8 protein-coding genes, 2 tRNA genes and 2 rRNA genes (1 of these 12 only partly in view) are annotated in these 12,925 nt (G+C 39.6%); 3 read left to right on the top strand and 9 right to left on the bottom strand.

Annotated elements, in window-relative coordinates; genetic code table 11:
* From I597_RS05690 to I597_RS05670, 5 genes are all read right to left on the bottom strand, one after another.
* A 23S ribosomal RNA gene (locus tag I597_RS05690) occupies positions 1-892 on the bottom strand; it reaches 1,936 nt to the left of the window's first position.
* A gap of 213 nt (positions 893-1,105) precedes the next feature.
* A tRNA-Ala gene (locus tag I597_RS05685) sits at positions 1,106-1,179 on the bottom strand.
* 133 nt (positions 1,180-1,312) lie between these two features.
* Positions 1,313-1,386, bottom strand: a tRNA-Ile gene (locus I597_RS05680).
* Positions 1,387-1,596: 210 nt separating this feature from the next.
* A 16S ribosomal RNA gene (locus tag I597_RS05675) occupies positions 1,597-3,120 on the bottom strand.
* Together the 16S and 23S rRNA genes with 2 tRNA genes alongside form the textbook arrangement of a ribosomal RNA operon.
* Positions 3,121-3,872: 752 nt before the next feature.
* Positions 3,873-5,879: a putative porin gene (locus I597_RS05670; protein ID WP_035327362.1), complete on the bottom strand. Its 2,007-nt coding sequence runs from the start codon at positions 5,877-5,879 to the stop codon at positions 3,873-3,875.
* Positions 5,880-5,946: 67 nt separating this feature from the next.
* Here I597_RS05670 and I597_RS05665 point away from each other — a divergent pair, with 67 nt between their 5' ends.
* Entirely contained in the window at positions 5,947-6,585 is a 639-nt protein-coding gene (locus I597_RS05665; RefSeq protein WP_035327360.1) for a ribonuclease HII, read from the top strand.
* Between the two features lie 94 nt (positions 6,586-6,679).
* Entirely contained in the window at positions 6,680-9,136 is a 2,457-nt protein-coding gene (locus tag I597_RS05660) for a hypothetical protein (RefSeq protein ID WP_035327358.1), read from the top strand.
* Positions 9,137-9,171: 35 nt separating this feature from the next.
* Here the strand turns inward: I597_RS05660 and lipB are convergent, their stop codons facing one another.
* From lipB to I597_RS14650, 4 genes are all read right to left on the bottom strand, one after another.
* Positions 9,172-9,888 (bottom strand): lipoyl(octanoyl) transferase LipB, encoded by a 717-nt coding sequence (lipB, locus tag I597_RS05655; RefSeq protein ID WP_035327356.1) that lies wholly within the window; start codon positions 9,886-9,888, stop codon positions 9,172-9,174.
* A gap of 82 nt (positions 9,889-9,970) precedes the next feature.
* Positions 9,971-10,525: a hypothetical protein gene (locus I597_RS05650; RefSeq protein WP_035327354.1), complete on the bottom strand. Its 555-nt coding sequence runs from the start codon at positions 10,523-10,525 to the stop codon at positions 9,971-9,973.
* A 30-nt stretch (positions 10,526-10,555) separates the two neighbouring features.
* Positions 10,556-10,819: a hypothetical protein gene (locus I597_RS05645; protein ID WP_035327351.1), complete on the bottom strand. Its 264-nt coding sequence runs from the start codon at positions 10,817-10,819 to the stop codon at positions 10,556-10,558.
* A gap of 2 nt (positions 10,820-10,821) precedes the next feature.
* A complete protein-coding gene (locus I597_RS14650) occupies positions 10,822-10,980 on the bottom strand; it encodes a YqaE/Pmp3 family membrane protein (protein WP_081965011.1) in 159 nt (52 codons plus the stop codon).
* Between the two features lie 138 nt (positions 10,981-11,118).
* Here I597_RS14650 and lysS point away from each other — a divergent pair, with 138 nt between their 5' ends.
* A complete protein-coding gene (lysS, locus tag I597_RS05640; RefSeq protein ID WP_035327349.1) occupies positions 11,119-12,813 on the top strand; it encodes a lysine--tRNA ligase in 1,695 nt (564 codons plus the stop codon).
* The last annotated feature ends 112 nt before the right edge of the window (positions 12,814-12,925 follow it).

Genomic DNA, 12,925 nt, shown 5'->3' with positions numbered 1-12,925 from the left:
TAGCTCTACCTCTATAAAACTATAAATCAACGCTGCACCTAAATGCATTTCGGGGAGTACGAGCTATTTCCGAGTTTGATTGGCCTTTCACCCCTACCCTCAGGTCATCCCAAGACTTTTCAACGTCAACGGGTTCGGTCCTCCACTTTGGGTTAACAAAGCTTCAACCTGCCCAAGGGTAGATCACACGGTTTCGCGTCTACTCAAACTAACTATGGCCGCCCTATTCAGACTCGCTTTCGCTACGGCTCCGATCCTAAAAATCTTAACCTTGCTAGTTAAAGTAACTCGTAGGCTCATTATGCAAAAGGCACGCCGTCAGTCCAAAGACCTCCGACCGCTTGTAAGCGTATGGTTTCAGGTTCTATTTCACTCCCTTATTCAGGGTTCTTTTCACCTTTCCCTCACGGTACTGGTTCACTATCGGTCTCTCAGGAGTATTTAGCCTTATGGGATGGTCCCCACAAATTCATACAGGGTTTCACGTGCCCCGCACTACTCAGGATACCACTATCTGTAACTGTCTTTACCTATACAGGACTATCACCTTGTATCGTTGCTCTTTCCAAAGCATTCTAGTTCATAAAGCACAAAATAACGTGGTCCTACAACCCCAGCAATGCCGTAACATTACTGGTTTGGGCTAATCCGCGTTCGCTCGCCACTACTAGCGGAATCACTATTGTTTTCTTCTCCTCCGGGTACTTAGATGTTTCAGTTCTCCGGGTTTGCCCCATTTCTGGTGATATATCTTCAATATACCGGGTTGCCCCATTCGGATATTTGCGGATCAATTCTTGTGTGCAGATCCCCGCAACTTTTCGCAGCTTATCACGTCCTTCATCGCCTCTGAGAGCCTAGGCATTCCCCATACGCCCTTAATTAGCTTATTGTACTTAATTGCTCTTTTAAGGGCTTATGTATAAAATACATAAACCTTTATATTATAATGAGTTATTCATATTATTATTAATTTGCGTATATAGCGGCTAGGCTATACACGACTTCTCGTATTCTTTAATTATTTCCCAATATGTCAATGAACGGTATTAATTACAAGTAAACTCGTAACTAATCGCTAACAATTTAAAATTGATAGCTGATGTGGAGAATATCGGAGTCGAACCGATGACCTCCTGCGTGCAAGGCAGGCGCTCTAGCCAGCTGAGCTAATCCCCCATTTCTATGAAATCAAGATGATGACATCAGATTTCGAATGACGAAGTAATGATTCTCAACTTCTAAAATTTCCTTCAAAATGTAATACGTATGAACGTCACGATTTATAAAGCTTTCGCGAAAGCATAAAAAGTAGTCTCAGGCAGACTCGAACTGCCGACCTCTACATTATCAGTGTAGCGCTCTAACCAGCTGAGCTATGAGACTGTCTTAATAGTCTATAGCAATTAAGTGTAATTGTTAGTAAAAACTAATTCTTACTTACTCAATTCCTACTTCCTTATTAATAATTAAATCGACAGCTATTGAAAACCAAAACCTATTACTAACCATTCGGCTGTAAGTCGTTTGCTGTTTATTAAAGATATAGCTACATACATAAAATACATAACGCACAATAACAGGGACAAGCTCTAGAAAGGAGGTGTTCCAGCCGCACCTTCCGGTACGGCTACCTTGTTACGACTTAGCCCCAGTTACCAGTTTTACCCTAGGCCGCTCCTTACGGTGACGGACTTCAGGTACCCCCAGCTTCCATGGCTTGACGGGCGGTGTGTACAAGGCCCGGGAACGTATTCACCGGATCATGGCTGATATCCGATTACTAGCGATTCCAGCTTCATGGAGTCGAGTTGCAGACTCCAATCCGAACTGAGATAGGGTTTATAGATTCGCTCCTGGTCGCCCAGTGGCTGCTCTCTGTCCCTACCATTGTAGCACGTGTGTGGCCCAGGACGTAAGGGCCGTGATGATTTGACGTCATCCCCACCTTCCTCACGGTTTGCACCGGCAGTCTGGCTAGAGTTCCCGACATTACTCGCTGGCAACTAACCACAGGGGTTGCGCTCGTTATAGGACTTAACCTGACACCTCACGGCACGAGCTGACGACAACCATGCAGCACCTTGTAATCTGTCCGAAGAAAACTCTATCTCTAAAGCTGTCAGACTACATTTAAGCCCTGGTAAGGTTCCTCGCGTATCATCGAATTAAACCACATGCTCCACCGCTTGTGCGGGCCCCCGTCAATTCCTTTGAGTTTCATTCTTGCGAACGTACTCCCCAGGTGGGATACTTATCACTTTCGCTTAGTCACTCAGCCCGAAGGCCAAACAACTAGTATCCATCGTTTACGGCGTAGACTACCAGGGTATCTAATCCTGTTCGCTACCTACGCTTTCGTCCATCAGCGTCAATATATTGTTAGTGATCTGCCTTCGCAATCGGTATTCTATGTAATCTCTAAGCATTTCACCGCTACACTACATATTCTAACCACTTCACAATAATTCAAGACATACAGTATCAATGGCAATTCTATGGTTAAGCCACAGACTTTCACCACTGACTTATATGCCCGCCTACGGACCCTTTAAACCCAATGATTCCGGATAACGCTTGCACCCTCCGTATTACCGCGGCTGCTGGCACGGAGTTAGCCGGTGCTTATTCTTATGGTACCGTCATCAATCTACACGTAGACCTTATTCTTCCCATATAAAAGTAGTTTACAACCCATAGGGCAGTCTTCCTACACGCGGCATGGCTGGATCAGAGTTGCCTCCATTGTCCAATATTCCTCACTGCTGCCTCCCGTAGGAGTCTGGTCCGTGTCTCAGTACCAGTGTGGGGGATCTCCCTCTCAGGACCCCTATCTATCGAAGTCTTGGTAAGCCGTTACCTTACCAACTAACTAATAGAACGCATAGTCATCTTATACCGCCGAAACTTTAATTATTTAATGATGCCAAAAAATAATACTATGGGGTATTAATCTTCGTTTCCAAAGGCTATCCCCCAGTATAAGGTAGATTCTATACGCGTTACGCACCCGTGCGCCGGTCGTCAGCAAATAGCAAGCTACTCCTGTTACCCCTCGACTTGCATGTGTTAAGCCTGCCGCTAGCGTTCATCCTGAGCCAGGATCAAACTCTTCATCGTGTGTTGTTAATAATATTAACTCCTCACAACTCGAAATATCCGGTCAATAATAAACTTCTAGTTTTCAAATTCTTTGTAATAATACCCGAAGATATTAATACGCGCTGTCAATTCAATAAGTCAATGAACTTTTCCTAATCCCTAAAAACTAGAAAATCAATGTTAATGCAAGAGGAATCGAACCCCTTTTTATCCTTCCAAAACATTCAAAAAAAATTACTTGAACTTCGCTAGATGTGTTACTGTCTCTCTAAGCGGGTGCAAATATACAACTGTTTTTAATACTGACAACTTTATTTTGAAAAAAAATTATTTTTTTCTGAAGCAATAAAAACAACAATTCTAAGAACAACTCCTACAAATAAACCTCCATTTGTTAGCGGCTGCAAAACTACAACCTTTTTTGACTTTACAAACTATCTTTTGAAAATAATTTGAAATAAATTTTAAAGCCAATTAAACAAACATTTATAAGAACTACCGCTCACATTTAAACGAACGGCAAAGATACACAGAAGTTCAAGCCTGACAAGTATTTTTTATTATTTAATTCAAATAAAAACCTAACCCTTTGACCTTGTTTAGGCTAGCTTTATTATTTTTTTATTGAAGCATTATTCTTACCCAATTTACTGCTAAAAAAGATACCCGTAAATAGACGACAAAGACTAATTTCTTCCTACAAATAGTAAAGGTGTCTTATTATAGAGCTTTTTGTGGATCTACTTAAGCTTTCGCGAAAGCGTAATTGTTTAAAGAAAGAAGTTCCAAACGATACCAAAGCGTATATTAAAGTCTCTATATGGATACCCTGGTGCGCTATAAAAGTCGTTACCTGTAAAGCTACTATTAAAGTGTTCGGCCTTGAGAAAGATTCTGGTTTGGCGAACTTTCATATTAATAAAGAAGTCTAATAGGGGAAAGTTCCCAAACTCTTGAGAATTTTGCACATAAAATTCCGCAAGTATAGGGTCATATGCATTGAGATTATACTTTGTAAAGTAGTTTGCCGTAAACCCTGTTTGTAAAAAGAGTGCTTTTTTAAATAATCGATCTGTAAAATATAAGCTTCCTCTACCCACGAAGTCTGGAACATTGAGCACACCCTCTGCCCCACTCACGTTTTGATATGTGGCGGTGAGATCTAGATTAAACTTCTTATACTTGATATTTTTACTAGCTGTGACCTGAAGATGATTTATGGACTCACTGGTTTGAAAAGAGTTTACAAGTGAGTCTACAGGATCTAATGCAAAATATGCATAGTCTTTTATAGTAGCAGCAGAGGCTTTGAGGTTTACCCACTTTTTTGAATCTAACTGAGCCGTGAGTGTATTAGTCTTTACAGTTGCATAAGCTTCTTGATTAGACCAGTTATAATTTATATAGTTGCTCTGAAAAAGTAGATGGTTAAATCCTGCTGGTCTTGCATTGCTCAATATACTTGCAGAAAAGCGCTTGTCTTTATCTATAGCATATCCAGCTTCTCCATATATATTGTATCCATCAAAATCTCCTGAGACATTTACTTGAGCATCGCCCAGTATATCAAAACCACCTATTTTATTTTTATACCCTCCTCCTACTGCAATTGTGGTGGTTTGTATTCTATTAGGTACTCTTACCGTTTGCTCGTCTATACCATCACCATCTTGATCTATACCTTGTATAAGTACTGCATCATAGCCATAATTAAAATACGTAGCATTTGCTTGAAACTTGAGTTGCCCTAGTTTTTTATCTTCATAAACAAGGTTAAGTTCGTTATAGGTTTCTTCGTGATCTGTTCTGTCAGAAAAGTCGGTTTGTCTAAATGCTTCTCCAAAAAGATCATTTGCTGCATCTTGGCTATATCTATAAAATTTGTTCTCGCTATTAAAAATGTGACCTACTCTTATACTATAATCTTTAAGACTATCTTGTTTTTGAATAATATTATAGTGATGGTTTACATACACTCTTGTACCATCTAGTATATTTTCGGCATCTTCAAAGTTTACTGGCAATCTTGATCTATCATCAAAATCTTCGTCACCACTATTAAACTGCTCTATACCTAAAGTGGTTAATCCTCCGTTTTCTTGATTACTTAAATCTTGAGCAACCCAGTGTGCCTTTATATAGTATCGCTTATTTTTTGTGTTATAGCTACCCGCAAATCTAAAATTACCCGAACTGGTTAATGCATTTTGATATTTACCTAAGCTACGCACTCCTTTATAAGCTATAGACATATTAAGTCTAGGGTGTATATTAAGGGTAAAGAAAGCGTCTAGTTGTTGTCCTTGCTCAAAAGCGCTCTTATAAAACAACTCTGTGAGTGGTGTAGGTAGGTAGTGATACTTTATATCTTCTACCTCTTGATAAGCAAAGTGTCTAGCATTTGCAATATAGCCAGGCGTGGTGCGCCTGTTATCAAAATGATGTATGAGCGTATTATTAGTTTGCCCGGTATTTGCAAACGGCAATAAACCATACCGGTCTTTACGCAGGTAATTAAATTTATAATCCTTTTCTATAGTAAGAGTCGTATCTACATATAAGGTATCTCTTTTTACAGAGATAATCTTATAATCCTCTACAGGTGGTCTTTCAAACTCTTTAATATTTGTAGATTTTGCATCTCTAGCATTAAGCGGGTCGTTATTATCACCAAGACCTTCACTTCTTTGCAATGTAGGTGTTTGCTGTATAGGTGATGTTTGCCCAAAGACTGCTACTTGCACTAGACAAAAAATAAACCCAAAAATCTTATTCATATAAACAATTTGATGTGTCAAAATTACATTATTTGCACCGATTCTAGTATTTTGACCCGTTCAATATATGCTTAAACTTAAATATCATACTCATCTTATAGAATGTGGCACAGACGAGGCTGGTCGTGGCTGTCTTGCAGGACCCGTTACGGCAGCTGCTGTGATGCTGCCCGATAGTTTTATAAACGAGATTCTTACAGATTCAAAACAACTCACAGAGAAGAAACGTGATTTACTCAAACCTATTATAGAGCAACAAGCAATTGCCTACTCTTTTTCTCACGTGATGATGGAGGAAATAGACGAAATTAATATCCTTAACGCCTCTATCACTGCAATGCATCGTAGTATTGAAGGTATGATAAGTACGCTTTCGCGAAAGCAAAAAAAACCGCAACACATACTTGTAGACGGTAATCGCTTTAAACCATTTACTGGCCTAGATCACACAACTGTTATTAAAGGTGATGGAAAATACCTCCCCATAGCCGCGGCATCTATCATTGCCAAAACAGAGCGTGACCTATTTATGGACCGCATACACGAAGAGTACCCTATGTATAACTGGAAAAAAAACAAAGGGTATCCTACAAAAGAACATCGAGAAGCGATACGCACCTATGGTATTACAAAATACCACCGCAAAAGCTTTAAACTATTACCCGAACAATACTCGCTAGACTTTACTTTTAAAGACCATAAGTAATATACTGTTGAAAAGGTGGTCAATAATATTATGACCACAAAGGCCGTAGGTCTCACACAAGACTGTATTTTTGAACAACCAGTCTTTACTATTTATGAAAATCCTATTATACCTCTCTGCCGTAGTTGTATTGCTAGCTAGCTGCACAACCTCAACAAAGAACTCGTCTTCACTCACAAAATACATTCCTCGTAAGGCATCTGTTGTTGTAAAAACTACAGATCTTAAAGATTTTAAAAGTGCACTAGTCAATAATGATTTCATACAAGAGCTGGGCACCACTAGTCTATACAAAACACTAGTAGATAACCAAGCCGCATTTGCAGCTGTACAACCAGATGGAGAGACACTGTTTTGCTATACTAAGCTAGGACGCAAAGCCTACGATTTGAGCATTATTACAAAAAACCACCTAGGCCTTTTTAAAAACGACTCAACACTCACAAAAGAAGCCTTACTCAATGACAAAAAAATTAAGTCACTAGGAGCAAGTGCTCATTACCTTATATATAATGATGTTTTTATAGCAAGCACCTCAAAAATTTTACTTGAGAATGTACTGAGAGAGAAAAATAGAGAAACGTACACAGACCCTATGTTTGACCGTGCCTATAATTCTTCTAGTAACAGTGCGACTGCTTCTATTTTTATAAAAGGATCTGAAGGAGGAGATTTATACAAAACACTCTTTCCTGCAGCTGGCGTAAATGCACTTAAAGACTCCTTTACTTGGGCCACGGCAGATATTGACCTTGACCAAAATGATGTACGTCTCAATGGCGTGGTACTCGTACAAGACTCTACAAACTTGCGTCTCTCCCTACTCAAGAACACAAACCCTGCGGTAAACAGAATCACTAGCATCACTCCCACCGCTGCCGTAGCTGTAGAAGCTATAAGCTATGATAGCTGGGAACAACTTAAATCTAATAAAGCAGACTTGCTCAAGGTAGACCTTGCTCAATATAATATCCCGCAAGAAGACCTCTTTGCTAGTTTTACAGAGATAGGTGTTATTCATCTTGCAAAGGGTTCGGTAATTGTGGGTGTTTCGGCAGATGTGAGTGTTACAGATAATGTGCTTGCGAGCGGGTCAGAGCTAGCGACCTTTAGAAAAGTTAAGATATATGAAGTTGAGAATGCTTCTGCTTTCGCGAAAGCGTACTCACCTCTACTCAACCTCTCTTCTCCAAAGATGTATGCCACCATAGATGACTTTTATCTCTTTGCTGAAAATCAAGAAGCATTAGAAACTGTTATTGCAAATTATCAGAACCAAGCAATATTAGCTACCAGTGCGGCATTTGCTCCTACAAAAAACGCATTGAGTCGTGCCTCAAGTTACTTGCACATCACAAACCTTGATAGCAAAAACTACCAGCGACTTGTATCAGAACAAGGACAAAAAAACCTAAAAGAAACTACCCTAGAAGGCTATCACTATGCCGCTCTACAACTCGTGCAAGAGAAGGATTACCTCCTGCTCAACACGACAATACTTAAAAATGAAGACAACACTACAGATGCTAGCATTGCACAAATTGCAAATGTGAAGCTTAGCGCACCTATTACAATGTCTCCACAGCTGGTAAAAAATCATCGTACAGATGGACAAGATATTGTTGTGCAAGACATAAATAATACCTTACACCTTATAAGTAATGCTGGCAAGGTATTGTGGCAAAAGGATCTGGATAGTCAAATACTGGGTGATATACAGCAGGTAGATATCTATCGTAACGGGAGGTTACAGCTAGCCTTTACCACAGAGAAGTCGTTCTATATTCTAGACCGTAATGGTAATGATGTGGGACCATACCCACTGTCTTTTAAAGACACCATCACACAACCACTTGCGATATTTGATTACGATAATAATAGCAACTATCGTTTTGTAATTGTGCAGGGTGAAAAGGTACTTATGTATGATAAAAAGGCAAGCCCTGTTTCTGGATTTACTTTTAAGGAAGCTACGAGTACAGTTATATTTCCGCCAGCACACATACGTATTGCAAACAAGGATTATATCGTAATTGCCGAAAACAATGGAAAACTCAACATCTTGAGTCGTACTGGTACAGCTCGTATAGAGGTAAAGAAAAATATAAACTTTGGTGATGTGCCAGTTTATAGAAACAGAAATACGTTTGAAACATATACTGTAAACGGAGAGAAGGTAAGAGTCACTACAAAGGGAGAAGTCGTACAGACCATCTCAGATTTTGACTCAGACTCACGTATAGCGCTAGGCAAGTCTCTTGCGGTAGGACAGCGAGAGAATCTACTATTAATAAACGGTAAGAAAAAAGAAATAGCTTATGGTTCTTATAGTGCTCCACAAGTTTTTGAAGCTGCAAAAAAGCAATACATCACGCTTACTAATACAGAATCTAGTGAGGTGTATCTATATGACAGCAAAGGAAATCTACTTCCTAACTTCCCTATTTACGGCACATCAAAAGCCTCTGTAGGTTTACTAGAAATAAACAAGTCACTAGGTTTTGTCACACAGGGTGGTGACAAGTCTATCCTTATTTATAAAATAAACTAGTAAAATGGGTTTCAAGTAATTGAGAGATGTGGAGATTACTCTGCAACTTCTGGAGTAACAAACTCCGCTTCAAAAAGGGCTGTAAAGTGTTTTTTAAGCTTAGCCTTCACCTCCTCTTGATTTACTGTAGCTTTACCTAGCTCTACATTAAGTGAGGTAACGGCCTTATCTTTTATACCGCAAGGTATCATAAGGTCAAAGTAACCTAAATCTGCATTTACATTAAGTGCAAAGCCGTGCATAGTAACCCAGCGGCTCGCTCTCACACCCATAGCACATATCTTTCTGGCAAATGGCGTCCCTACGTCAAACCAAACTCCTGTCTCCCCTGGAGAACGCTCGGCTTTGAGTCCGTATTCGGCTAGAGTGAGAATAACCATCTCTTCAAGTAGGCGTAAATATTTATGTATATCTCTAAAGAAGTTATCAAGATCTAATATAGGATATCCCACTATCTGACCCGGCCCGTGGTAGGTAATATCACCACCTCTATTTATTTTATAGAATGTAGCATTCTTTTCGGCTAGCTCTTTTTCGCTCACAAGCAAGTTAGACATATCACCACTCTTACCTAACGTAAAAACGTGTGGATGCTCTACAAAGAGAAAATGGTTAGGAGTTACTAATCCTGCATCTTCTCTTCTGTTTGCGATTTTCATCGCAACCGTTTTCTTAAAAAGCTCATCTTGATAGTCCCAAGTTTCCTTGTAATCGCGATGTCCTAAATCCTGAAAAATGATATTTTTATTCACGCCGCAAAGGTAAGAATTACTTCACATTAAAAAACCTCCTACCAGATGGTAGGAGGTTATAAAATATCGTTAAAAACAGCTCTTACTGGTCTTCAAGAACCACCTCAAAATTTTCTAATACCTTGCTCTTATTATTAAGCAAGCTGTGATAGTCTATTTCAAAAGTAACCGTCTTACCATCTGCTCCTATACTCGCTCCATCTGGCGTTACAGAAATAACCTTTCTAGGAAACACATACTCAAGTGTCATTGTAGACTTACTAAGCTCCTTATCCATCTGGGCAAGCATACCAGACATCATATCATTTTCATCTCCTACTTCACTGCTTGTGGTCTGCTCTATACTTTCTTGCGTTTTTTGTGACAAGGCAACCTCTTCTCCTAGGTGTTCTGCAAGTGCTTTTGGGTCTGTTCTTCTAAAGATATTATCTGTAAACGTATATATCACCTTATCTGTACTAAGCATACTACTTGCAGGACTGCTAGTAGCTTTCTCGCTTCCTGGTGTTGTTTTCTTTGCTGTATCAAAAACCTTCTCTATATCATAAGTGATGCGCTCTATCTCATTAAACTGTTTGAAGTCCTTAATGATGGTAAGTACCATAACACCATTATCCTCATCTACATTCATTTGCATAGAGAAGTCTCTTAGCGCTTTTATATCCTCTTATTTAGCCGCTGGTAAGGTTGCAATACTATCTTTGTACGTCTCCAGAAAATCATTAAACACAACAAGTGTGTCCATCTTTTCCTTTTTCTTGTCTACAGATGCTGGTCTTCCTTGGGCTCCCAGCGCCATAAGTTGAGACAAGTCTACTACAGACTCATATCGACCACCCATATCTTCATTAAAGACAATACGCTCTTGCATACTACAACTCACCAGTAATACAAGTAGCACTACTAGTGATAAGTAATTTTTTTTATTCATTTTTAATTTTTGGGATTGTTTAAAATAACGAGTGCTGCAATCACGCCAGGCACCCAGCCACAGAGCCAAAGTAAGAAAACTATTAATACAGACCCACACCCTTTACCTATAACAGAAAGGGGCGGAAAAAAGATGGCTAGTAAGACACGCCAGATACTCATATAAATTGGTTTTGATAGGTTACCACAAAGGTAACGCTTGATTGATGTACTTAATATGTCTACATATTATTAGAATTGTTACAAGCATTTCGTTTCTGACCCTGCTATGACTATCTTTGCAAGCTCAAAAATTACCGTATGCAACTGTCAGAACAAGAACAAGTACGCCGCCAGAAATTATCTCGCTTGCGCGAAATAGGAATCAACCCTTATCCCGCAGCACAATACCACGTGACTCACGCTTCCGCGAAAGCGAAAAATGACTACACAGAAGGTGAAAAAGTAGTAATGGCTGGAAGGCTAATGTCAAGACGTATACAAGGAAATGCCTCTTTTGCCGAAATACAAGACGGTGTAGGTCGCATACAAGTATATTTTAACCGTGATGAAATCTGTTCAGGAGAAGATAAATCTAAGTATAACGAGGTTTATAAAAAGCTTCTTGACATAGGAGACTTTATAGGTATAGAAGGTGAGATGTTTACCACTAAGGTAGGAGAGATCACTGTGCTAGTAAAAGACTTCACGCTATTAAGTAAAGCACTCAAGCCATTACCACAACCACGTACAGATGATGAAGGTAAAGTGCACGATGCATTTACAGATCCAGAGATGCGTTACAGACAGCGATATGTAGACCTTACTGTAAACCCGCACGTAAAAGAAGTTTTTGTAAAACGTACAAAGCTCTTTAACGCAATGCGTAATTTCTTTAACGACGCAGGATACTTTGAGGTTGAGACACCAGTATTACAACCTATCGCAGGTGGTGCAGCTGCAAGACCATTTATAACGCACCATAACTCACTAGATATGCCATTATATATGCGTATTGCAAATGAGTTATACTTAAAACGTCTTATTGTAGGTGGTTTTGAAGGAGTATATGAGTTCTCAAAAAACTTCAGAAATGAAGGAATGGACCGTACGCACAATCCAGAATTTACCGCAATGGAAATTTATGTAGCCTATAAGGACTACAACTGGATGATGGACTTCTGTGAGCAATTACTAGAGACTTGTGCCATTGCAGTAAATGGTACAACAGAGGCTACCTTTGGAGAGCACAAGGTAGACTTTAAAGCTCCATATGCCCGCGTTACTATGGCAGATAGTATCAAGCACTTCACAGGTTTTGACATTAACGGTAAAACCGAAGATGAGATACGCGCCGCTGCAGAGGGTATGGGTATCGAGGTAGATGATACAATGGGTAAAGGAAAACTCATAGATGAGATTTTTGGAGAGAAGTGCGAGGGTAACTACATACAGCCTACCTTTATTACAGATTACCCTAAAGAGATGAGTCCGCTTTGTAAAGAGCACCGCGATAACCCAGAGCTTACGGAGCGTTTTGAACTTATGGTATGTGGTAAAGAAATTGCAAATGCATACTCAGAGCTTAACGACCCTATAGATCAAAGAGAGCGTTTTGAAGCACAGCTAGAACTTGCAAAGAGAGGTGATGATGAGGCAACAGCCTCTATAGATTATGACTTCTTAAGATCATTAGAGTACGGAATGCCTCCTACTTCTGGTATGGGAATAGGGATGGATCGTTTAATAATGTTCTTAACAAATAACCAGTCTATACAAGAAGTACTTTTCTTCCCACAGATGAAACCAGAGAAGAAAGCACTTGACCTTAATGAAAATGAAAAAGCCATTTATGAGCTACTCAAAAAGGAAAGTCCGCAGGAGCTTAGTGCTTTAAAGACAGCTGCCGGGTTAAGTAACAAAGCTTGGGATAAAGGAATAAAAGGACTTACAAAAATGGGCGCCGCAAAAGTTTCAAAAACAGATGATGGTCTATTTGTAACCATCGCAGACTAAGGCAATCGCCTTTCTTACTATATAAAACCTCTGTCTATCGGCAGAGGTTTTCTTATTTTTAGTGATGTGCTCAATGTTATAATTGATAACTACATCTTCATAATATGAGTTT

The sequence above is a fragment of the Dokdonia donghaensis DSW-1 genome, from assembly GCF_001653755.1.
Lineage (GTDB): Bacteria > Bacteroidota > Bacteroidia > Flavobacteriales > Flavobacteriaceae > Dokdonia > Dokdonia donghaensis.
Note: the sequence above shows the minus strand (reverse complement) of the source record. Positions and strands in the feature narration are given on the sequence as shown.